Genomic DNA, 22,467 nt, shown 5'->3' on the forward strand with positions numbered 1-22,467 from the left:
TCATCTTACTACCTATCTATCGTCTTTCTTGAGTGGTGGAGTAACGAGGGTGCCTGTCATAACTTGGCCACCCCCAGCGCCTATATAGCTACCAACGCCAGGCTTAAATCCAACGGACACATTCCCACCACCATTGCTCCATTGAACCGCACCTCCAACATCAACAGGCGTTCCGGTTGCGGTAACTGCCGTAACCTGAGCAAACGCGGTGTTTGTGGTTGATATCCCACTCTGCAATGGCCCTTCATTTAAGCCAGCAGAGAAATTACCAGCCACCACGCCCCCGCCGCCTACTGAAGGAACTGCGCCAACATTGCCCTGTATACCTACTTGTCCAGAAGATAGATTCGCAACAACACTAGCATCACCAACGATTGTAAGCCCTGGTGTGATCCCATTGCCTTTAATTGGGGTTCCTATCATTCCCGCTGCACCCGCACTCACGACCAGATCTCGTTGGCTGACGAAATTTTTGGCGTTTTGAACACCTTGCTGAAGTGCTGCTTTGCCTTCGTCAATCATTGCATTTCCGAAAGCTACCGTTTTCGATGCTACATACTTCACAACAGCGCTCTTGATTTCAACACATAATTTACAAGGCGCACGCCCATCCGGATCGGTGAATTTATACGGGTTGTTATTGGCGTAGTTGTAGCGATTGAAGCTCGCACCGGTATTCGGATTCGCAGCGACCGGATCCATCGACAGGAAGCACCCGCAGATGGGATCGTAATAGCGCTGCTGCATATAAGTCAGCCCCGTGGCGCCATCCATCACGTGGCCGGTGTAGCCGATGCCATCGTACGCCGGCTTGTTGATCGCCGCGCCATAGGGCTCGTAACTGGTGCGCTCGATCACCGCGCCCGCCATATTCGTCACCGCCACCGGGCTGCCCAACGCATCCGTGTGCTGATACTTCGCTGTCACGGTACTCGTGCCCCAAATGGTTTCCCTATTGGCCAGCAAGCTTCCGCCCAAATAGATGTGCTCGGTCTTGAGCAAGGTCTTGGTGTTCTCGTTGTAGAGCACTTGACCTGACTGACTGTATTGCGAAAGAGTCGTCGTATTGTCGGCAGGTCGCCAGTTGAGTACGCGACGGCCGAGCCCGTCGTAGCGATATGACTCCTTGCCCGGTACATCTCGTAACCGATTGCCGTAGTCGAACCCGTAGGCCTGTCCGTTCTTATTGGACAGATTGCCTTGCACATCGTAATCCAGCCCCACCACCGTGGCGCCGGCGGTGTTCTTGATGTTGGTCAGGCGATTATTGGTATAGACGTACTCGGCGTAGTCCTTAACTCCAGGCAGCTTCCAAGACTTCAGGTTGTCCAGTGCGTCATAGGTGAAGCGATGCCAGCAATCGCCTCCGAAGCTGCACGAACCGGCATCGGTCAGACGGTCCAGACCGTCGTAGGTCATCCAGCGACCATAAAAGCCATTGCCCGTGTCCTGGGCATAGTCCCAGATGTGGTTGACATTGGCATTGGCATCGAAGCTATAGGCCAGATCCAGAACCCCGCCGCTGTCGATACTGCGGCTGGGGAGCTGGCGGGCGTTCTGCTGCATCGTGTGAACGATGCCATTGCCATAGGTGAACTGCTTGATCGCCCCATTCGGGTAATACTGCACACCCGTGGCGTAGGCATAGGTGCTTTGGTCACTGACCTGGGTGGGTTGGCCCAAAGCATTGGGCGCATAGTCCAGCACCAGACCGGACGGGTAGGATTGCCACCGCATATTGCCATTGGGGTCATAGGAGTAGCCCAGCCCCCAGCTGTACCCTGGCTGCGCGACGCTCTCCCCGATCAGCATCCTTCGCTTGTTATAGGTATAGGTATTGATAACGGGCGAACCATTACTGGGATCGTTGTAGGTAGTGATGCTGGTCGGTAGGCCATCGGGGGTATAGGCCCAGCTCTGGTTGCCGCGACCATCAGGGAAAGCCAGGGTCGTAAGCCGATTACGGGCGTCGTAACTGCGGTCCACCCGGCGACCCCACCAATAGCCTTCGGCATTGTTGCAGTCGGTGGGGCTGAGCAGATCGATATGGCCGGAAGCGGACCATTTCAGGTTGCCGGCGCCGTCATAATCCATCACGGTGGCCCCGGTTTCAGGCTCGATGGTCTTGCATAGTTGCTGATAGCCGTCGTAGACGTATCGCCGCTCGACACGTTGCGTATTGGCATGATTACGACGAACAAGCAGCGTTGGCTTGCCGAATACATCCCGATGGATTTCGGTGGCCGTATCGGCTGAGGTAGTGATACCAACCGGCAAGTCGGTCGTCGGCTGGTCGTACGCCATGTAATCGGTCGTCACTTGCAACCCCCGCGGATTGGTGACCTGAGTCTGGAAGCCGGCTAGATACGCAGTACTGCTGGCCAATACGCCCAGCTCGGAATCCTGTTCCACCCGCGTCACGCGATCCAGTGCATCGTAATAGGTTCGCGTCCCAGTGGTCCCGGCCGTTCCAGCCGCCGTCGGATACGAGGCAAACGACTGTCGACCTGATGAATCGTAAGCAAAGCCCGTCGTGCGCAGCGTCGATGTCTGATTAGATTCGTCGTACTCGTTGTTCAGTACAGGTCGCCACATGGCGTCCATGTACGCAATATTGCGGTAGTTCCCTTGCCAGGTTCGCCTCACCCATTGGCCGGTAGCAATGCCTGCAGGTCGCCAGTCACTTGCGCCGAGCGGATGAAAATCAAAATAACGGGCTGCCCAAGTGGAGGTGTCACATATTCCCGGAGTGGATTCCGAAGGGTAAGTGATGCTGCCGATTCGCCCCATGGCGTCGTAGCCATAGCAGGTCTTGTAGCCGTTCTCATCGGTGGCCGCGGTGATCCAGCCCTTGTCGTTGACCACCGCGGTCTGGGTGGCGCCGGATGGCGCTTCGGCTGTGGCCGGAAACTGGATGGTGCGCGGAACGCCCCGGTACCAGTTGCTCAGGGTGGTGACGTTATTGTTGCCGTCCTTGAACGTCGCCAAGTTGCCGTCAGTGTAGTAGCTCAGAGTCTGCTTCAGCTTGCCGAAGGAATAGCTTTGCAGCGGCAAGACGCTGGCGGTGTCAAAGACCGTGCGGGAAACCTCGATGCCGTTGACCAGAGAGCGCTCGACCTGCCCCATGACCCACTTGGACGGGTCATTGTGGTATTCGATCGTCTCGGTCTTGCTGGCGCGGTACGGTACCGATGGTTGCAGGGGTGCTGGATTGCCATGGACATCCACTGTAGCCAGAAGCTGACTGCCATTCTTCAGATGGAAGCGCATGCCAGGGGTCGCGATAGGAACCGACTTTGTGCCAACCGGACCCGCCGAGAACGACTCCTCCTCGTTTCCATTCAAGTCCGTCATCCAAACGGAAACCTTCGCGGTCGCGTTATAGGTATTCCAACTGATCGTAGCCGGACAAGTCGCGCTGCCCGGTGCAATGCTGCAGGTACCGGGCGAGGCAGTGATAGTGCCGGAAGGCGGTGGAAGCGCCCCCGCCTGGATATCCACGGTAGCCAGAGTCAGCGAGCCAAACTTCAAATGCATGCGCTTAGCCGTCGACGCGGGCATCACGGTGACCTGCGAACCATTCGGAGTGCTTGCGAACGGAACCATCCCGTTATCGCTCAAGTCGCTCACCCACACGTCCGCAGTGGGGGCGTTCACGGAACTCCAGTTGACCGTGATGTTGCACGAAGTATCGCCCGGTGCGATCGTGCAGGGGTTCGGCGAGCCCGAAATCGTCCCCGAGGGCGGTGGCGGCGGATTTCCGAGAACATCCACCGTGCTCAAGGTCTGGCTGCCGACCTTCAGATGGAACCTCGATCCGGCCGCCGTGATCCAGGTCGCCGCTTGCGCGCCACTCTGGCCACTGGCGAAAAGTTGCAACCCGTTGTTGCTGAGATCGGACACCCAGACACTGGCGCTGGAGCTAGTCGAGTTCCAACTGATCGTGGTGGCACAGGTCGTACTGCCCATGGCGATATTGCAAGGGTTGGGCGTGGCCGTTACCGTTCCGGTGGGCGCTGGCGGCGCGGTGACCGTGATATTTATCGTGTTGGATTGAACGGTGTACTCATGAAGGGTAACCGTATGGTAGGCCGTGGCAGTCGCCTTATAGCTGTAAGTGCCTACGGGTAGATTGGTCTCCGTGTAACTCGTTGATCCAAAATGTACGCTTTGGTCATTGCGAAGGAAAACAATGGTGCTCGTGTCGATACGGTATTTGTTGGTTCCCGTACCGTTGGTTACGGCGATGTTCAACCCGAAGGTCGCCGGTGCCTGATAGGTCGAAGCGGGCGACGACAAAGCAATGCTCTGCGCGCCAGCCGAAAGCGGCCAACCCAGAGCGCAAAGCAGCAGCCCAACCGCGCAAATCCATGACCGCATATCCGATTCCCTTAATTACTAGAACGTTACGAAGCGCTATCGACATTCAGCGACGGAAATTACTTTCTCCTGCTACGGCGACTGTCTGCTTCCGCGAAAAATCCTGGTTGGATTGGCGAGCGCATCGAATTGCTCGTTGACGGTCGTGAATACAACGCCGTCCTGGACCGTCTCGGTACTGATAAGCGGACGATGAAGCTCGCTCTGGAAGCCGTCGCCGTTGCCCCGCAGGCTGTTGCCGAACCGGGCTGGATAAGCCGCACGTCTCATCGAAAAATCATAGATGTAGTTCTGGACGCGGAGGATGTTGGACTCGCTGGTGCCCTGCTCCACTTTCAGCAACTTGCCTTCGTTGTACTGAAAGCTGTTTCCGTACGTATAACGGATCCATTCATTGCCGGGGCCAGTGACCGTGGTCTTGCTGGAACCGGCGCAGCCATCCGATGTACAGGGCGCCTCGGCACAGTCGTAGACCGACCAGTTGCACACCGGATACTGCATGCTGGCGCCGCCCCGGTAGCGCACACCGATTTGCGGGTCGTAACTGTAGTTCCATTCCGCCGTCGCCAATCCAGGCCCTGTGACCATTTTCTTGGTCAAAGTGAAGCTGTAGGCGGAGATGGCGAATGTGTTGACATCGTCCTGGGTGTTGTTGTTGTTGCCGGTGCCCGGTGCCGCGCCCACCGGAGACGTAGTGACGTTGCCGCAAGTCACCGGTACTTGGCTGCGCCCGTGCTCCAGGATGGTGGCGGTGAAGGTAGCTGTAGCGCCCGCAGGGTGGGTAATGGAAGCCACCGGCGGCGTCAGATACATGTTGATGGGTATTTCGTTGACGGTACAATCCCTCAACGGTTCTCCCTGCGGCGATTCGTTGACCTTGATCTCCGCTGCCGCGAATGCCGCAAAACCAATGTTCCAGGCGCTGCCGTCCGGCAAGGTGACCGAGGTGAGTGTCGTGCGACTTCCCGCGGCATCACCGTAGGTATAGGACCACGTGCGGGTGCCATCGCTGATGCTTGAAATATAGTTTCCGCTATAGGCAGCGGTGAGGACCCGACCATCGCTGGCTTCGATCCTGGTCAGCTTGCCGCGCTGGTCGTACGCATTGGTGTAGGTATAGGCAACCCAGTTGCCGAAACGGTCTTCCACGCGCGTGGCATACAGCACGTTCCGGTATCGGGGGGCGATTATATAAATGTTGGCGCCCCCAACGTCCCAATTGGTGCGGCTCCGCATGCTCGGTTCGCTGTAGCGGCCCATCCAATTGAACCAATAGCGCGTGCCATCGGCTGTTATGGCCAGGTAGCCCTCACCGGTGCCGTTGAGTGTCGACGTTAAACAGGCGACATGAGTCTTGCCGTTGTCGACGGTCCACGGATAAGGACCACCGCCGGTAGGCACAGTGGCGGCCGAGGACACCAGCATGTCGCCTCCGCCTCCTCCAGGCAGGCTCATGGTCAAGCCCTGCCAGAAATCCCTCAGCAGAAATCCGCCTGCCGGCAGGGGTGGAGTCCCAGGGCTGGAGCAGCGATTGCCGGGCGTTACGCCCTGCACCACCCAATCGCCGGGGAACACGCCGCTTATCTGCGGCACTTCCACCGCCCAGTCCGCCAACATTTCCTGGCTGCCGTATTCCTTACGGTTCTTGACGTCGAAACTGCGCGAGAACGCCACGGGCAGACTACCGTTGCCCGGCAAGCTCACATCGGTGGCGACGAAGGACAGCGCGCCATTGGACAGACTCACCTGGTCGCCGGCGAAATCCGGCCCCAAAGGCGTCACGGTCTGGCTGGCCTTGATCCGCTTGTCGAAGTCTTCCCACGGAAACTTGCCTGTCTGCGCTTGCGCGGTCCAGACCAGACCCAACAAGACGATAGCGCTGGCGATGCGTTTCATGTTCGCACTGTTCCCTGTGTCAATTAATGGAAGAAGCCCAATGTAAAAGTATCTGCACCGACAGCGGCAAGCCTTTGTCCGGCCAATCCGCACAAGGCCAGACAATTCAAATGCCGATATTCCCCGCCCCGTTTGACGCTGTCGGAACTACCCACTCCCCACACCTCGTCCCCTGTGGAGTGTTAGCGCTCTGTATAGCCCTGACCTTGGTCAAATTCAAGTCGATCTGAAAAAGGAGAGTCAACTCACATTTTGCCCAATCGATGGGCATCGTAATTACCCACCTCATACACCTGCAGCTCAACATTCAAAGAAAACGGGCCGAAGCCCGCTTTTTTATTTAAGCGATACAGCCATGGCTTACTCAGCCGCAACACTCCCCCCTTCTTCCACCGCCTTTATCGATAGGCGGATGCGGCCCCGCTTGTCGACTTCCAGCACCTTGACCTTGACAAATAACGGGGTCAGATTCACCTCCCCGACGACAATCCCTCAGCATGTCGTCCAGCGGATGCGTCGAACACCGTGCCCTTATTCATACCACCCGCGTACCGGTGTGAATTATTTACGTTGTGACGGAATGGAGCGAACAGAGACAATATAAGGTTGAACGGCTCCAGGGACGGAGCCACCTTTTTTTATCACAGGCGAACGAGGGACGACGGTCGTCGATTGAAACTTACGCTTTGGAGAAGCGCATTGCATAGAAGAATCAACCGGTGGCTGGTTGTGGCGGCCGCTGTGTTCTGGGTGGCCGTGGCATTCGAGTTGTTCGCAAGGCAAGGACTGTGAAGCAGCGCAACGCATCCTTCCGATGGCGATCGTATTCCAGGAAAGGTGGTTTGCAGGGACGACACGTGACCTCTGAGCCGCCGGAACAAAGAGCGGCAGGCTAGGGTCAGCCCGACGGACTCATGGAGACGCCGGAGCGATCTTCAGCAACTTGCCGTCCACCGCATCCGTCAACACATAAAGCGCCCCGTCTGGTCCCTGACGCACATCGCGTATGCGCTGCTTCAATGCACCAAGCAAGCGCTCTTCATGCGTCACCTTGTCGCCATCCAGCTCCAGACGAATCAATTCGCTGGTTGCTAACGCCCCAAGGAACAAATTGCCGCGCCATTGCGGAAACAGATCGCCGGTATAGAACGCCATGCCGCTGAGTCCCGGCGATACCGCCCAGACATGGTGAGGCTGTTCCATGCCCGGCGCCGATTTGCCGACCGATCCGGGCACGGCTTCGCCGCTGTAATCCTTGCCGTGAGTGATGACCGGCCAACCGTAGTTGCGTCCGGCTTGCGGAATATTGAGTTCGTCGCCGCCCATCGGGCCGTGCTCGCTGGTCCATATCTGTCGGGTCACCGGATGCAGCGCGGCGCCCTGCATGTTGCGGTGGCCGTACGACCAGATTTCCCCTCTTGCGCCGGCGCGCTTGACGAAGGGATTGTCGTCGGGAATGCGACCGTCCGGCCATATCCGCACCAGTTTCCCGGGCAGCTTGCCCAGTTCCTGCGCGGCGGCGGCGGCCACGCGGTTGTCGCCCTGGGTAACGAACAGATACCCGGCATCGTCGAAGACCAGGCGCGAACCCACATGGGTGCCGTGCGAAAGTTTTGGTTCCTGGCGATAGACGACTTTGGTGTCCTGCAGCGCCCCACCCTGCAGGCGGCCCCGCACCACCGCGGTGCCGGCCTTGTTGCCGCGCAGGGTCGGCTCGGCAAAGGATAGATAGACCAGATTGTCGCTGGCGAAGGTCGGCGATACCGCCACGTCCAGCAGACCGGCCTGGCCATCGACGAATATCTTCGGCAGGCCCGTGATGGGCGCCGACACCTCACCCGCCGCGGTAATACGACGCAGGCGGCCCGGCCTTTCGGTGACCAGCATGTCGCCGCCAGGCAGGAAGGCCAGTCCCCACGGATGCTCCAGACCCGTGACCAGCTCGGTCACGGCGTATGAGCCCTTCTCGGATTCGTGCACGGTGGGTGCTGCGTTCGCAGCACGTGGCTGGACCGACGGCGACGCAGGCTCCTTGCCGCCGCAAGCCGACAGGCTGAGCAACAGGAGGACAGCCAGAATACGCATGGCAACGACTCCAGGTAAACGCGGGGACGCCCGGATGTTAGCACCCGCCCAGTGTGGGCGGAGGCAGCTGCCTACGGCCTCCCCGCCCTCGCGTACTGGCCGGTACGCGCTCCAACCTGCGTTCATGTTGATAGCACCAAGGGAGATTGGGGGATCCGCATGCAGCACAAGCAACAGATCAAGAAATTCATTCTGGAGAATTTCCTGTTCTCGGACGATGAGTCCGCGATAGGGGACCAGGACTCGTTGATACGTGGTGGCATCATCGATTCGACGGGCATCCACGAACTGATCTTCTTCCTGGAAGACGAGTTCAAACTGACCATCGTGCCGGATGAAATGATCCCGGCGAATTTCGATTCGATCCAGACCGTCGACGAATTCGTCCGCCGCAAACTCGCCGTCTGAGCGGCAGGCCGCACGTGAACGGATTACCTGGCCGCGTCGCCCGCATCGCCCGGGAAACACCGCAGCGCACCGCTTTGGTGGATGGTGCGCGCACGATCGATTACGGCCAGTTCTGGCGGCAGGCGCAGGCTTTCGCTACTCGGCTGCACGAACAGGGCTTGGCGAAGGGCGACCGCCTGGCTTTGTTGCTACCCAATCGCGTCGAAGCCGCCGTCGCCTGCTATGGCGGCTGGCTGGCCGGGGCTGTGGTGGTGCCCTTGAACGTGCAGGCGCGCGAGCGCGACTTCGCACCCTGGTTGCGGCATAGCGGCGCCCGCCATGTAGTCTACGAACAAGGCCACCGCGATGCGGAGCTGGCGCTGGAGCAGATCGGATACGGCGGTAGCCGCACCGTGCTGGCGGATGGAGAGCCCTTGCTTCCGTCGTCGGAAGAAACAGCCGCACCGGAAATCCAGACAGTTGAAGACAGCGACACCGCGCTGATTCTCTATACCTCCGGCACCACCGGCGCGCCGAAAGGCGTGATGCTCAGCCACGCCAACCTTGCCGCCAATGCCGAAGCGGTGGTGGCCTACTTAGGATTGGGGCCGGAAGACCGCGTACTCAGCGTGCTTCCTTTCTATTACGCGTATGGCGCATCGGTCCTGCATACCCACCTCATCAGCGGCGCCTGCGTGGTGCTGGCGCCCAATCTGCTGTTTCCGCACTTGGTGCTGCAGTCGCTTTCGCAGGAACGCGCCACCGGATTTTCTGGCGTGCCTTCCACTTATGCGCTCCTGCTTCAGCACACCGCCTTGGGCGAATACGATTTCTCTTCGCTGCGCTACCTGACCCAGGCCGGCGGAGCGATGTCGCCGCAGCTGACCCAGCGCCTGCGCGCCGCCCTGCCCCAACCGCGATTGTTCGTGATGTACGGGCAGACCGAGGCGACCTCGCGCATCAGCTGGCTGCCGCCGGAAAAACTGGACGAGAAACTGGGTTCGGTGGGCATTCCCGTGCAAGGCCTGCAATGGAAGATCCTGCGCGAAGACAGCAGCCCTGCCGGCGTCGGCGAAAGCGGCGAAGTCTGGGTGCAAGGCCCCAACGTGATGCAGGGCTACTGGGATAACGCGGCCGCCACCGCCAGCGTGCTCGCCGAAGGTTGGCTGCGTACCGGCGATGTGGGTTATCTGGACGACGACGGTTACCTGTTCCTGCAAGGACGCCGCAGCGACATGATCAAGACCGGCGCGCACCGCGTACACCCGACCGACGTTGAAGAGGTGATCGCCGAAATACCGGGCGTGACCGAAGTGGCCGTGGTCGGCGTGGAAGACGAAGTGCTGGGCCAGGTGATCAAGGCTTTCGTCGTCGCCAGCGACCTGCCGCCGCGCGCCGAAGAACGCATCAAGGCGCATTGCCGCGCCCGCTTGGCCCCCTACAAGATTCCCAAACACGTCGCCTTCGTCGACGCCCTGCCGCGCACCGCTTCCGGCAAGGTCCGGCGCGTCCAACTGATGGAACTACAGAGCACGCCATGACCACACTTGATGCCACCACCCTCGATATCGACTACGAAGCCGAAGCGGACCGCATCGCTGCGAAACTGCGCGAAGTCACCGCGCGGCAGCTGCATCGCCGCGGCCTGGTGGTGGCCATTTCCGGCGGTATCGACAGCTCGGTCAGCGCCGCGCTGGCGGTACGGGCGCTGGGCCCCGACCGCGTGTTCACCCTGATCCTGCCCGAACAGGACTCCTCCGACGACAGTGCCGCGCGCGCGCATATCCTGGCCAAGCATCTTGGCGTGCGCACCGAGACGGTAGACATCGCCCCCGCACTGGCCGCGATAGGCTGCTACACGGCGCGCGACGCGGCGGTGCGGCACGCACTGCCGGAATACGGCGAAGGTTGGAAATTCAAGATCGTGATCGACGGCGGCACCGAAGGCCGCATCAACCGCTTCCGTCTGATCGCACAGTCCCCCGACGGCGCGATGGTCGAACGCGAGCTGCCGCTGCAGGATTACCTGACCATTGTGGCGGCCACCAATTTCAAACAGCGCATCCGCAAGACCCTGGAATACTTCCATGCCGACCGCCTGAACTACGGCGTGGTAGGCACACCCAACCGGGTGGAGTACGACCAGGGTTTCTTCGTCAAGAACGGCGATGGTTCGGCAGACGTCAAACCCATCGCGCACCTGTACAAATCGCAGGTGTACGGCATGGCGCGCCACCTGGGTTTGCCGGAGCGCGTCTGCGCCGCCATTCCCACCACCGACACCTACAGCCTCAGCCAGGGCCAGGACGAGTTCTACTTCGCCCTGCCCTACCAGCAGATGGACATCGCCCTGTGGGCGCTCAACCACGACGTACCCGCCAGTGGCCTGGCCACGGCGTTGAAGATCAGCGAAACGCAGGCGCAGGCCGTGTATGACGATATCCGCAACAAGCGGCGCACCACCCGCTACCTGCACCAAGCGCCGGTGCTGATGAGCCCGGTCGTGGAACTCGACTAAGCGATGAATTCGCCCTCGCCGCCGCCGCAATACGTGACCCGCGACGGCGATGCCTTGCGCGACCGCGACACCGTGCTCTCGATCTGGCATGGCAATCTGGGGCAGGAAGACCGCATCGCGGCCAAGTACGAATGGTTCTACCTGGGCTGCCCTTACGGGCCGCCCGTTCTGCAGCTGCTGCACTACACGCCCGATGCGGCCGATATCGGCACCGCCTGCGCGGGCCGCCGCCGCATGCTGTGGCGCGGCAAGCAGATACGTGCCGGCGTGCTGGTGGATCTTGCGGTGCTGCCGGCGCATCGTTCGCTGGGGCCGGCGCTGATCCTGCAGCAGGCGTTGATCCAGTCGGGCCTGCGGCAACTGGACCTGCTGTACGGCTTCCCCAATCCCAAGGCTGCGGCGGTATTCAAGCGCATCGGCTACGAACGCTTCGCCGACATCGTCCGTCATGCGCATGTACTGCGCTACGGCGGATATTTGCGCAGCAAACTTCCAGGCTGGCTGGCCTATCCTCTCGGCGCACTGGCGGATGTGGTGTTCGCGGCCAGGGACGGGCTCAGGCGCGTCTTCGGACCACGGCTGCAATACGCCTGGTCGGATCGCGCAGACGCAGCCATGGACCGCTTGTGGCAGACCTCGGAAAAAGGCGACGGGTTGCTGGCCGTCCGCGACAGCGCGCATTGCAAATGGCGGTTCGACGATTCGCCGCTGGTACGCACGCGCTACCTATCGATCACTGCGCCCGGCAATGCCGGCCTGCAGGCCTGGTTCGCCACGCAGGTGGAAGGCGCCACCCTGCACGTACGCGACTTCTGGTCCGCCGCCGGCCGCGGCCGCGTGGATGAAGCGCATCTGCTGGCGTTACTGAGCGCCGCGCGCGAAGCCGGGCACGCGTCGGTGTCGATGGAAATCACCGGCGACGCAGCGCGCCTGCAAAGCTGGAAACGCTGCGGCTTCGTCGAACGCAGCCGCCGACCCGTTTTCGGCCGCTGGAGCCTCGGCGAAAAACCGGACCTGCAGACGATGGACATGTTCCTGACTTCGGCGGATGAAGACGAATAAGCGGACGAAGTGCGTTGCTACCGCGCGCGCGTCAGGCCAGGCGCCTGGCTTGCTTCCGGAACAGGTAGAGCGCCAGCCAATCGGGCCGGAACCTGCCCTTCCCGTCCACCACCGTGTCGGTTTCGAATCCGGTCCGGCCCAGCAACCAGCCGGGTTGCGGTGCGACCGGGTTGAGCACCGGCACACTGGTGAACACCAGTTCGTAGCCGGCTTGCCGCGCGCGCTCGGCGATTTCAGGAGTATGGGCGCCATGCGGAAACGACATGGACTCGGCATTGGGGACAGGCTGCCCGAGATGACGGGCGAGCTCGGCGCGGGCGCCTCCGAGTTCGGCATCCACATCCGTCGCCAGCGTCATCGGCGTATGGGTCTTGCCATGCAGGCCAAGCGCGACGCCTCCTGCCTGCAAGCGATTCAACTCGCCCACATCGACCATGTGCCGAAGGCCGTCATCGAGCGCTTGCAGATAAGGCCCCAGAATCTCGCCCCGCTGCCGCGCGTCAATTTTTTCCAGGTGCGCGATGGCCTTGCGCAGCGAGGCCATCGATTCGTCCTCCGGCTTCCACGCTTCGGCCAGCGCGGGTGCCATCGCCCGGGCAAGATCGTCCACCCGCAGCAGACCGCGACGCCACGCGGAAATCAGGCGCTCCTGGAAGAACGGCTGCTGCGTTCCCACCGCGTCGGCCACCACGAACATCAGCCCCGGCAATCCTGCGCGCTGCAGTTCCGGCAACGCATAGTCCGCATTGTCGGACCAGCCATCGTCGAAGGTGATCAGCAACGCACGCGCGGGCAATGCGGCGCCGGTACGGCGCGCTTCCAGCACCTGCTGAAGCGAGACGACGTTGTAGTGGCGTTTGAAGAACGCCAGCGATTGGGAAAGATAGGTGGTGGACAACGTGTAGTCGGGATCGCAGGTGCGCCAGCGCGGATCCTCTGGACTCAGCGTGCGGTGGAACATCACCACGGTTAGACTGCCGGCGTTGCGCAGGCGGTGGTAGAGGCCCAGCAGACCGCTGGCGTAAAGCAGTTTTTTGGAGAAGTCCTTCATGGCGCCAGCGATCGAAGTTTCCGCGATTATACCCACATACAACCGGCGCGAACTGGTGGTTCGCGCGATAGATTCGGTGCTTTCCCAGACCCGGCCCGTGGACGAAATCGTGGTGGTGGACGACGGCTCCACCGACGGCACCGAAGCGCATCTGCGCAAACGCTACGGCGAGCGCATCCGCTACGTATGGCAGGCCAATGCGGGGGTTTCCGCAGCGCGCAACCACGGCATGTCCATCGCGCAGGGAAAGTACTTCGCATTGCTGGACAGCGACGACGAATGGCTGCCGGAAAAGACCGCGCGGCAAGTGGAGTGGATGGAAGCCCACCCGGATTTCGGCATGGTGCTTTGCGACGTGGAGCGCGTGGATAGCGATCACCGTCCCATCGACGTGTTCCGTCGCCGCGATACCATCCCCGAAGACGGCTGGGTGCTGCGCTGGATCATCCATAACCCGGCCCTGGCTCCCGCCTCTGCCCTGTTGCGCCGCGAAGTCGTCGCCGACGTGGGCGGGTTCGACACCGGTCTGCGTACCGCCGAAGACATCGACTTCCACCTGCGCGTGGCGCAGCGCTGGCGGATCGGCGTGGTGGAAGCTTCGTTGGTCCGCGCCATGCGCGGGCATGACGGCCTGTCGGCCGAGTCCAGCACCTATGACGATTACGTGCGCGTGGTGGAACGCGCAGTCGACAATGCCAAAGGCGTGGTCGACGAAACGGAGTTGCGGCGCGCGCTGGCCACCACCTACGCACGCAACGCTCGCGGAATGCTGATCCGCAAACGCTGGCGGGACGGCTGGAGTCTGGCGTCGCGGGCGTGGCGGCTGACGCCCGATCGCGCTCTGCGCGGCGAACTATTGAAACTTGTCCCTTTCGGCTTGCGGCGCGCCGTGCGCAGCCTGCTTCCCGGCTGAAGCGGCGCTGCGGATTATCGCGGGGCAGTTAGGTTAATCGCTTGTCGCCGATCAGCGCGCGCCCCGCCCGAACATCACCACTTCCACCGTCTGCAGCAGGATCATCAGGTCGAACACCAGACCGTGGTTCTTCACGTAGAACAGATCGAACTTGAGCTTTTCCTCCGCGTCCTGCACGGACGCGCCGTAGGGATAGCGCAACTGCGCCCAACCGGTGAGGCCGGGCTTCACGCAGTGACGCACGCCGTAGTAGCGGATCTCATCGGACAGCAGATTGACGAAATGCGGACGCTCCGGCCGCGGCCCGACGAAACTCATGTCGCCGCGCAGTACAGCGAACAACTGTGGCAGTTCGTCCAAGCGGGTCAGGCGGATGAACTTCCCTACCCGCGTGCTGCGGTCGTCGTCCTTGCTGGCCCAACGCGCGACCCCATCTTTTTCCGCGTCCACGCGCATGCTGCGGAACTTGGTCAGGGTGAAGTTCTGGCCGCGCTGACCCACTCGTGTCTGGCTGTAGAGGATCGGCCCCTCCGATTCCAGTCGTACCGCCAGGGCGACGATCAACATCACCGGCCATGCCATCAGCAGCAATACGCTGGCGGCGATCAGGTCGAAGAAGCGTTTGCTCAGCCGGCGCGGCGTGGAATAGTCGAAGCCGCCGGAGAACACCAGCCAGGACGGATCCACTACATTGAGCTGCACCATGCCCGCTTCGCGTTCGAAGAAGGTGGAGATGTCGATGACCGATATGCCGCGCTGCACGCAGGTAAGCATGTCCTCCATGGGAAGACCGCCGCGGCGTTCGTCGGGTGCTATCACCAGCTCATCGATCTGCAGGCGTTCGGCCAGCTCGTGCAGGCCGTTTTCCGGCATTTCCAGAAGACCCTTGCTGACCAGAACCGACTGTCCCGGCACCGGTACGAAGCCCACCACCACGAACGAACGGCGGTCGGACTGGCGGCGCATGCGGCTGTTGATCAGCTCGGCGTTCTTGCCTGCGCCGAATACCAGGATCCGCTGGCGCAATGCATCGGTACGGATTACGCGCACGGAAATCACCCGCACCAGGACCACGCCCACCAGCCCCATCGCCAGCGACATGGCCAGCACGCCGCGGCCGATATAGGTCGGGGGAACCAGGTAGTACAGAACCACCAGCGCGATGCCGCCGAAAGCGAACGACAGCGTCGCCCGTAGCAGGAAATCCATGCGGTTATGGCGCATGTGCACCTGGTACATACCGAAGGCGGCCATCGCCCCGGTGATACAAAGCGCCACCAGCACCGCGCGCAACGGCGCATGCTGGGAAAAAATGATGTGGCTTTCCGGATCGTTATGGAAACGGATCCAGGCCGCGAACATGACCGCCAGCACCAAGGCCAGCATTTCGGCCAGCCACAGGAAACGAACTGCGCGGGTCTTGCGGCTTGCGTTGGCCGCGTTCATCGGCCGCTTTCCGTGGCCCAGGCGCACCGCCCGTAGCCAGAAGCATGGCCGCTTCCACGCGATATCGTCGAACAATGCATCGTCTTCCCCCGTGGCATGCCGTCCAGCGCTGTTCGCTCCTACACCGGCGCCCCACCCGGGGCCGCCGACCCAGCGCTCGCCCACCTGTGGTGTGGACTACCCACTACAACGCCGCAGGGGCGACAATCCGGACATGCCAACTGGCATTGATATGGCGTCGGAGGAGCGCCGCCGACCGCAGGCCGTCCAAAAACGATTCCAGCCGCTTGCGAGGCGGCTGGAAAGGTGTTCCTGGAAATCGGGGAGGGCGGCGCGCGTCGGCGCCGCAGGTCACCGCACTAAGGAACGTCGATAGCGTTTTTCCGGGCTCTGGCGCCAGACCATGGGCTTTGCCGACTGCGTACGAACGACCGGTACCGGCGCTTGCGGCGACGATTGCGTCGGCGAGGCGGCCGGCGCCTGGCCACGAGGCGGAATCATCGGCTGCGAGCCGTTGACGCGGATGGGGGTGGAGCCGCCGGTGGACTCGAATTCCTCCAGGGCGCCTATATCGATCGTCCCGCCCAGGGGCGTACGCGCTTTCTGCGCTCCGATCGCCATTTTGGTGCGCAGCGGCGGGTCGAACGCGGCCAGCGCCAATGGCGACGGGAACGGGAACGCCGCGGGTGTCACCGGCGAATTGTTGCCGGCATTGATCAGCGGGCTTCCGGCCAGTGGCCGCAGCGAGCGCTGGGCGATATTGGTAAAGCGCGGATCCGTGCCGCGCACGGTGCCCGTCCATTCCGCCGGCACCAGGCTGGCCGAGGTCTGCACCCAGTTGTTGCTGCCGGCGACCTTGCGGCCCCCGGACCAGGGCTCCCGGCTCTGCGGCCCGCAGGTAGGCACGCTGACATCGCTGGCGGGATTTTCCCGCACGATCGCCGGCGAACCCGAGGGCTGGTAAATGGCATTGTTTTGCATTTCCAACGAACCTTGGCCCAACTGCACCAGCACCGCATTGACCGCGCCAGCGCGGTCGAAAATGATGGTGTTGTTGGCCAACCGCGTCCTTCCCTGGTTGCGGCCCTCCAGATCTCCGCCGATGCGCAATGCGTTGCCGGAGCGGCTACCGGAATCGTGGATGATCACGTTGCCCACCACATCGGCGTCTTCCCGCCGCAAATCGGCCGTCCATTCCGGTTTCTGGGTTTCGCAGTCGGGCCCTATCAACTCGATCTCGTGCAGATCCGAGCCTTCGATCCAGTTGTAATAGATCTCGGCTCTCTGGTGGCGCACCCGCACCAGCACTCCGCCGGTCGCGTCATGCACATAGTTGTAGCGCATGCGGAATACGGTATCGGGAAACGCAACCTCGTCGGACTGCATATAGATCGCGTGACGGGTATTGCCCTGACCGGAATTGGCTATTTCGCTGTATTCCAGCGTGAACGCACCCGAGTTCTGATCGGCCGCCAATATTCCGTGCGACGGACAGTCGTGGATGTAGGCATCGCGAACGGTCACGTTGTGCGCTTCGCTGAAGACGCATGTGGTCGTGCCGCCTCTAACCTCAAAGCCTTCGAACACGATGTGGTTCGATTGTTCGAACTTGATCGTATGGCCGCCGCCCTGCAATACCGGGCGCGTGGCGCCGGCGACGCGGCGCCAACGGATGATGACCGGATTGGCCTCGGTGCCGCCGTCGTCCTCGCCCACCACGATCCCACCGGTATAGGTGGCATTGCCGTCCACTTCGACGATATCGCCTGCGGCCAGATTGTTGCTGCTGAAGACCGCGGACAGCTGCGTGTACTGACGACCCGACGGTCCTACCGTATAGGTGGTGGCCGAAGCGGCGACAGGAATCATCGCCAGCAGTCCTGCCAGACACAAAAACCTTCTCAAACATTGCATTTTCTTTTTAACCCCCAGCGCCATGGCGCCGTTGATCCCCTGCCCGGCCATTGTCCACATCGCAGCGTGAACACATCGCTAAAAAACAGCAGTAAAAACGCCTCCCAGACGGACCTGCCGCACATTCCGGGCACTCGGCCCTTGGACGATGGCCGATCGGGAAGGCGGCGCGGCCGCCGTCGCGGGCCTTACCAGCCAAGCAGAATGATTGACGGCTCAATTCAGTTCGTGCAAAATTCCGCTTCTAATGCGCCCGTAGCTCAGTTGGATAGAGTACCTGGCTACGAACCAGGCGGTCGGGAGTTCGAATCTCTCCGGGCGCACCATTAAAGAACGAAAAAGCCAGCGGGCGATCCGCTGGCTTTTTTGTATGTCCGCGAACGTGCGTCCTGCGGACCGCGACGCCGTCCGTTCCGCGTCCCGAAATACTTCGTCCGACCGCATCGGACCGATATCCTCAGGCACAAAAAAACCCTGAAAATCAGGGTTTTTTTGCTAGTGGCGGAGAGTGAGTCCTTTCGCGGACTCTATGGGTGTCCACTTCTATAGACAGGCACGCGCCGCTGCTGGGTTTCTCCTCCACACCTGACCACCCGAATCCACTACCATCGCACCTCGAAACATGGGGCGAATGGTGGGATGGCGAGACCGATCAACAAGCTCAGCGCCAAGGCCGTCGCCGCTGCCAAGCAAGGCTACCACGGAGACGGCGGCGGGCTTTACCTGCTGGTCGGGCCCACGGGAACGAAATCCTGGGTCCTGCGCTACCAGAAGGCGGGGAAACGACGGGAGATGGGGTTGGGGTCAGCAGCGGTCGTGAGCCTGCTGGAAGCGCGCCAGGCGGCCTTGCAGCAGCGCAAGGTGCTGGCGGCGGGCGTAGACCCGATAGCGTCGCGCAGGGCCGCTCAGGCGGTCGGGATGACGTTCGGAGAGGCGGCAGACGCCTACATCGAGTCGCATAAGGCGAGCTGGAAGAACGAGTCGCAGGCGGATCAGTGGACCCAATCCCTGAAAGATCATGGGCCGGATCGATCAATCCCGGTGGCCCAAGTGGATACCGCGGTGGTGCTCCGGTGCCTGAAGGCCATCTGGTCGGACAAGACGGAAACGGCCACTCGCGTACGGGGGAGGATTGAACGGGTGCTGGACTGGGCCAAGGTGACAGGGCTGCGCGAGGGTGAGAACCCGGCGCGCTGGCGGGGCCACCTGGACAAGCTGTTGCCCAAGCCGTCGAAGCTGAAGAAGGTCAAGCACCATGCGGCCATGCCCTACTCCCAGGTGCCGGCGCTGATGGCTCAGGCCCGCGAACGCAGCGGCATTGCTCGGGTCGCGCTGCAGTTCACCGTCCTGACGGCGGTCCGTACCAACGAGGTCACCGGGGCGGTCTGGTCGGAGTTCGACCTGCAGGCCAAGGTCTGGACGATTCCGGCTGAGCGGATGAAGGGCGGGAAGGAACACCGCGTGCCGCTGACCGACGCGGCCATTGCGCTGCTGAAGAGGCTACCGCGCAACAAGCCGCCCTTCGCCCTGTCGGAAAACGGGATGCTCAATGTCCTGCGCCAGCACCTGAAGCACCCCTACACCGTCCACGGGTTTCGGTCTTCGTTCCGGGACTGGTCCAGCGAGAAGACGGCCTTTGCCGGCGAGGTCGTGGAAATGGCCCTTGCGCACGCGATCACCAACAAGGTCGAAGCTGCCTACCGCCGCGGCGACCTCCTAGAGAAGCGTAGGGAGCTCATGCAGGCATGGGCCGACTACCTGGCTTAGCGCCTCCGCCTCGCCCTCCGCTCCTCAATCTCCCGCCGGATCTGCTCCTCGTGGCGCTTGGCCCACATCTCGGCGCCGGCCTTGCCCGCCTCGTAGCTGGTGCAGTCGTGGTTATGCCGGCGCTCGTAGGCTAGGTGTTGGTCCAGCGTGACGAACCACGCCCCGGTCGTCACGTTCTGGTGCAGCCTGGCCACCTCCATCCCGTCCAGCAGCAGCATGTCCACCGGGCCGGTCGATCCTTGGATGCTGTTGCGCCAGGTGAGGTCGTGCATGGCTGGAGGATAGCGCTATAGGGGCATTACCCAAACGAGAAGTACCCCGGGAACCCGCCCGTAGATGGTGGAACCGTAGACTCATCGGGGATTGCCTGGCTCACGTCAGGCCATGCCGGAATTGACACGCCAACGCTGCCAATCGGATCGACCGTCTGGACCTTGATCGACACATCACCAAGAGCGGCCACTATGGCGCCACCCAGGTGTCTGTTTCTTCAATGATGCAGCACGGGCCAGTGGTGGTGGCTCCGTTGCAGGACAACATCCTAAACGATGCTGCAGGGTTGTACGCCGTGTCGGTGAAGGTATCCACATCACTTACGGCGCCGCGCCCAAGGTGTAGGGGCTGCCACAGGTTGGGAAGCCACGCACGAGATATTAGGGCTAACGTAGAGGCGGTCCCGGTAATTGACGCATAGTCGTTGACGCCGACATGGGTCCTGTAAATCTTGTTTTGATAGCCAGCCCTGGCAGCGTTACCCGCAGTAAGTTGGCCCATCGCAACCGAGGTGCTGCTGAAGCCTCCAATAGAGGACTGGGAAGATTTGATCGCGCCGGTTACGTCCCTAGCAAAAAATATTTGCCCGGTGGGGCCTACAGTGAATCCGCAGGAGGTAGGTTGACCAATTCCATTGGTGCTTACTGCTGTGTTGCTTGCATTTGCCCGGACGGCACAAACCGTATTCCACGAGTCTCCCGAGTATTCGGCGGGCGCGTCCCCAAAGAAACCCATTGACCACTCATTAGCAACACTTCCCACCTGTGAAAAGTAATAAAAAAATGTCTCGTTCAAGCAAATTATGAAAGGCCTATCCACTGTGCTGGCAGTGGTGGATACAAGCCAGTTGCTATTGGCATCTACAACCTGAGACGCCAGCGGAAATGGGTCCGTTATGGCCGTGGCGCTACTTGCGCTCTCGCACCCTCGCACAAAGCAACGTTGTGCCGCACCTGAAATGGCGCTGTCATGTCGGACGTTGACCCGCAACCTATTTCCTGATGCTGCACGATACACGCGCGCATTAGCGGCCGTATACTCAATCGCCCAGCCTGCTTGTGGCAGCGCCCAATCTAGCAACGTACAAAGATCACCATTGGTTCCGCTGTTTCGCGTAGCCCCAGAGGAGGCGTTAGTTAGTACAATCCAGGTCATTAGACAGCCTCCAGCAAAAGCACGAACCAAGTCACGTCCGTGACGGAATTGACAACAACAGAAAGCGCGTCGTTGCGCGCAATGGAGGTCGTCCAGCCGGTAAAGGCGCCGCTGGCGCTTAGGCCTGCAGCAACAGCTGGCTCGTTGCCGCCGCAGATCGAATCTCCCGGCCCTGGCGGAAGTGAGCCGAACGCCGCACGCCGAACATCCAACTCTATCGATCCAGTTGGTGAACACCACAGATACCAATTGCCAGTTAGCGTGTAGTCGGAGGCGGAAAGGCCGCCGATGATTGTTGCCAACGGAATGACTGCGCCACTCATAGAGCCGCCAGTGACGGTAATGCCGCGGGAACTTACGGGGTTCCACCCCTTTTGTCCGGCTGCATCGGTGCCGTAGTAGAAGGACGGTCCGGGAGCATCAGTGTCCCCCTGTAGCTGGATGACTACTTGCCCGCCAAGAGAGCCGGTTACAGAGACTGAACCTAGTCCGAGGATACCCCCGAGTTCTTGACTGGCCTCTTCCAGCGTCGTGACACGCTCAGAGAGGGCAAGGATGGCAGCAGATTGGTCACCGGTCAGGCTCGGCTGGCGAGACAGCTTCTCCAGGAACTTGCGCCACGAATCTACCGGCAGCCCCGCGGCATCCAGAAACTTGACTCGCGCGTTAGGAAGGCTCGGATCGTTGGCCATTAGGGCGCCACGCAGGGGCCAATAGCTACGTAGGAGAACGGCGTGGTGTTGCCCAATTTCCAGTTGCTATTACTGTCGTCATCGGGAATGTTGGCCGTGATCGTGCACCCGGTGGTGGACAGCGAGGTATAGGCCAGCGTCGGAATGGCGCCAGAAGGCGCGGAACCGCCCGCACTGCTGTTCACAGGCAACACGATATAAGGAGTGGCGCTAAAAGCCTCGGAGAAGGTCACGGCCTTGTTTGCGGTCTTGGCCGAGGCCGCCGCAGGCACAGTGTCAGTCCCCCACTGAATCATGACGGTGCCGATTTTCACGTGGCCTGAGGTGTTCTCCAGCGGCACCGTGGGAGCCTCTGGGGCCTCCGGTAGCGGCGTCATTACGTAGGTTTCGCCGTCCGAGACTGGGACGTAGCCCACTAGTCCGGTCGGGTCTGGCATGCCGCGGTAGGTCTTCGGAATGAAGTCAGTCCCGTCACCGCCCAAGTACTCGTCGTCTCCCGGGACCGGGACTACTGCGGCGTTGTCCGTGGGGCTGCGGAGGTCGAAGGTGTCGATTACTACGTCGTCTTCGTCATAGACGACCACGCTGTAGTCACCGTCTAGCCAAACGGGCACATTTAGGCGGCCCGAGCTATCCATCGGCACCGGATTTGCGTTGACCGAACCACCAGAAAATGCGTTATAAGTATCCTTTGGGTCGGTGGTTCCAATCAGGTAAAACTGGATCTTGCCGTTCGGAGTGTTTGCCACCCCAGCGAGGTCGAACCAGACCGGATTGGGGGAGTAGACTTGATAACGGGCCACGGACATTCCTTGTCGGTGAGGACTTATGGATAACTGGGTGATTGCTGTGTTTATGAAGGCGGCGGCGATTGTGCTGCTGGCCTTCGTGTACTGGGTCGTGGTCTACAAGGGTTCCCACTTCCTCG

General features: G+C 61.3%; 16 protein-coding genes and 1 tRNA gene. 8 read left to right on the forward strand and 9 right to left on the reverse strand.

The window, feature by feature from the left end:
- Positions 1-12: 12 nt before the first annotated feature.
- Positions 13-3,657: an RHS repeat domain-containing protein gene (locus BLR66_RS05110; RefSeq protein WP_176943766.1), complete on the reverse strand. Its 3,645-nt coding sequence runs from the start codon at positions 3,655-3,657 to the stop codon at positions 13-15.
- A gap of 10 nt (positions 3,658-3,667) precedes the next feature.
- Between BLR66_RS05110 and BLR66_RS19150 the strand changes: the two genes are divergently transcribed.
- Complete coding sequence (locus BLR66_RS19150) at positions 3,668-4,057, forward strand: hypothetical protein (RefSeq protein ID WP_093280573.1); 390 nt, start codon at positions 3,668-3,670, stop codon at positions 4,055-4,057.
- A gap of 395 nt (positions 4,058-4,452) precedes the next feature.
- Here the strand turns inward: BLR66_RS19150 and BLR66_RS05120 are convergent, their stop codons facing one another.
- Entirely contained in the window at positions 4,453-6,276 is a 1,824-nt protein-coding gene (locus tag BLR66_RS05120) for a hypothetical protein (protein WP_093280577.1), read from the reverse strand.
- Between the two features lie 912 nt (positions 6,277-7,188).
- Entirely contained in the window at positions 7,189-8,361 is a 1,173-nt protein-coding gene (locus tag BLR66_RS05125; RefSeq protein WP_093280579.1) for a PQQ-dependent sugar dehydrogenase, read from the reverse strand.
- A 159-nt stretch (positions 8,362-8,520) separates the two neighbouring features.
- On the opposite strand from BLR66_RS05125, the gene BLR66_RS05130 reads away from it, so the two are divergent.
- The 4 genes from BLR66_RS05130 to BLR66_RS05145 are packed head-to-tail and all read left to right on the forward strand — an operon-like array spanning position 8,521 to position 12,328.
- Positions 8,521-8,769 (forward strand): acyl carrier protein, encoded by a 249-nt coding sequence (locus tag BLR66_RS05130; protein ID WP_093280582.1) that lies wholly within the window; start codon positions 8,521-8,523, stop codon positions 8,767-8,769.
- Positions 8,770-8,783: 14 nt separating this feature from the next.
- On the forward strand, positions 8,784-10,289 hold the full coding sequence (locus BLR66_RS05135; protein WP_093280587.1) for a class I adenylate-forming enzyme family protein: 1,506 nt from the start codon (positions 8,784-8,786) through the stop codon (positions 10,287-10,289).
- On the forward strand, positions 10,286-11,266 hold the full coding sequence (gene nadE, locus BLR66_RS05140; RefSeq protein WP_093280590.1) for an NAD(+) synthase: 981 nt from the start codon (positions 10,286-10,288) through the stop codon (positions 11,264-11,266). Before BLR66_RS05135 ends, nadE begins: the two co-directional genes overlap by 4 nt.
- Positions 11,267-11,269: 3 nt before the next feature.
- Positions 11,270-12,328, forward strand: a complete 1,059-nt coding sequence (locus BLR66_RS05145) for an N-acetyltransferase (protein ID WP_093280592.1) — start codon at positions 11,270-11,272, stop codon at positions 12,326-12,328.
- A gap of 31 nt (positions 12,329-12,359) precedes the next feature.
- On the opposite strand, the gene BLR66_RS05150 is transcribed toward BLR66_RS05145, so the two are convergent.
- Complete coding sequence (locus BLR66_RS05150) at positions 12,360-13,379, reverse strand: polysaccharide deacetylase family protein (protein WP_093280594.1); 1,020 nt, start codon at positions 13,377-13,379, stop codon at positions 12,360-12,362.
- Here BLR66_RS05150 and BLR66_RS05155 point away from each other — a divergent pair.
- On the forward strand, positions 13,378-14,292 hold the full coding sequence (locus BLR66_RS05155) for a glycosyltransferase family 2 protein (protein WP_093280597.1): 915 nt from the start codon (positions 13,378-13,380) through the stop codon (positions 14,290-14,292). The two genes, BLR66_RS05150 and BLR66_RS05155, sit on opposite strands and share 2 nt — an antisense overlap.
- A 51-nt stretch (positions 14,293-14,343) precedes the next feature.
- On the opposite strand, the gene BLR66_RS05160 is transcribed toward BLR66_RS05155, so the two are convergent.
- Entirely contained in the window at positions 14,344-15,738 is a 1,395-nt protein-coding gene (locus tag BLR66_RS05160) for a TIGR03013 family XrtA/PEP-CTERM system glycosyltransferase (protein WP_093280600.1), read from the reverse strand.
- A gap of 351 nt (positions 15,739-16,089) precedes the next feature.
- Positions 16,090-17,607, reverse strand: a complete 1,518-nt coding sequence (locus BLR66_RS05165) for a right-handed parallel beta-helix repeat-containing protein (protein ID WP_176943767.1) — start codon at positions 17,605-17,607, stop codon at positions 16,090-16,092.
- 294 nt (positions 17,608-17,901) lie between these two features.
- Here BLR66_RS05165 and BLR66_RS05170 point away from each other — a divergent pair.
- A tRNA-Arg gene (locus BLR66_RS05170) sits at positions 17,902-17,978 on the forward strand.
- 313 nt (positions 17,979-18,291) lie between these two features.
- On the forward strand, positions 18,292-19,419 hold the full coding sequence (locus BLR66_RS05175; protein WP_093280609.1) for a tyrosine-type recombinase/integrase: 1,128 nt from the start codon (positions 18,292-18,294) through the stop codon (positions 19,417-19,419).
- Here BLR66_RS05175 and BLR66_RS05180 read toward each other — a convergent pair.
- The 3 genes from BLR66_RS05180 to BLR66_RS05190 form a co-directional block, all read right to left on the reverse strand.
- Positions 19,416-19,691, reverse strand: coding sequence for a hypothetical protein (locus tag BLR66_RS05180; RefSeq protein WP_093280613.1), 276 nt, complete (start codon positions 19,689-19,691; stop codon positions 19,416-19,418). The two genes, BLR66_RS05175 and BLR66_RS05180, sit on opposite strands and share 4 nt — an antisense overlap.
- 1,155 nt (positions 19,692-20,846) lie before the next feature.
- Positions 20,847-21,539: a hypothetical protein gene (locus BLR66_RS05185; protein WP_093280614.1), complete on the reverse strand. Its 693-nt coding sequence runs from the start codon at positions 21,537-21,539 to the stop codon at positions 20,847-20,849.
- The gene (locus BLR66_RS05190; RefSeq protein WP_143014554.1) at positions 21,539-22,342 is read right to left on the reverse strand and encodes a hypothetical protein; all 804 of its coding nucleotides are present in this window, start codon (positions 22,340-22,342) and stop codon (positions 21,539-21,541) included. The genes BLR66_RS05185 and BLR66_RS05190 overlap by 1 nt, the downstream gene beginning before the upstream one ends.
- Positions 22,343-22,467: the final 125 nt, after the last annotated feature.

The sequence above is a fragment of the Pseudoxanthomonas sp. CF125 genome, assembly GCF_900104085.1.
GTDB lineage: Bacteria > Pseudomonadota > Gammaproteobacteria > Xanthomonadales > Xanthomonadaceae > Pseudoxanthomonas_A.

Coding starts and splice junctions, on each gene's coding strand:
- BLR66_RS05130 (WP_093280582.1), top strand. CDS start 8,521: ATGCAGCACAAGCAACAGATCAAGAAATTCATTCTGGAGAATTTCCTG.
- BLR66_RS05145 (WP_093280592.1), top strand. CDS start 11,270: ATGAATTCGCCCTCGCCGCCGCCGCAATACGTGACCCGCGACGGCGAT.
- BLR66_RS05150 (WP_093280594.1), bottom strand. CDS start 13,379: ATGAAGGACTTCTCCAAAAAACTGCTTTACGCCAGCGGTCTGCTGGGC.
- BLR66_RS05120 (WP_093280577.1), bottom strand. CDS start 6,276: ATGAAACGCATCGCCAGCGCTATCGTCTTGTTGGGTCTGGTCTGGACC.
- BLR66_RS05185 (WP_093280614.1), bottom strand. CDS start 21,539: ATGGCCAACGATCCGAGCCTTCCTAACGCGCGAGTCAAGTTTCTGGAT.
- BLR66_RS05175 (WP_093280609.1), top strand. CDS start 18,292: ATGGCGAGACCGATCAACAAGCTCAGCGCCAAGGCCGTCGCCGCTGCC.
- BLR66_RS05160 (WP_093280600.1), bottom strand. CDS start 15,738: ATGAACGCGGCCAACGCAAGCCGCAAGACCCGCGCAGTTCGTTTCCTG.
- nadE (WP_093280590.1), top strand. CDS start 10,286: ATGACCACACTTGATGCCACCACCCTCGATATCGACTACGAAGCCGAA.
- BLR66_RS05165 (WP_176943767.1), bottom strand. CDS start 17,607: ATGATTCCTGTCGCCGCTTCGGCCACCACCTATACGGTAGGACCGTCG.
- BLR66_RS05155 (WP_093280597.1), top strand. CDS start 13,378: ATGGCGCCAGCGATCGAAGTTTCCGCGATTATACCCACATACAACCGG.
- BLR66_RS05125 (WP_093280579.1), bottom strand. CDS start 8,361: ATGCGTATTCTGGCTGTCCTCCTGTTGCTCAGCCTGTCGGCTTGCGGC.
- BLR66_RS05180 (WP_093280613.1), bottom strand. CDS start 19,691: ATGCACGACCTCACCTGGCGCAACAGCATCCAAGGATCGACCGGCCCG.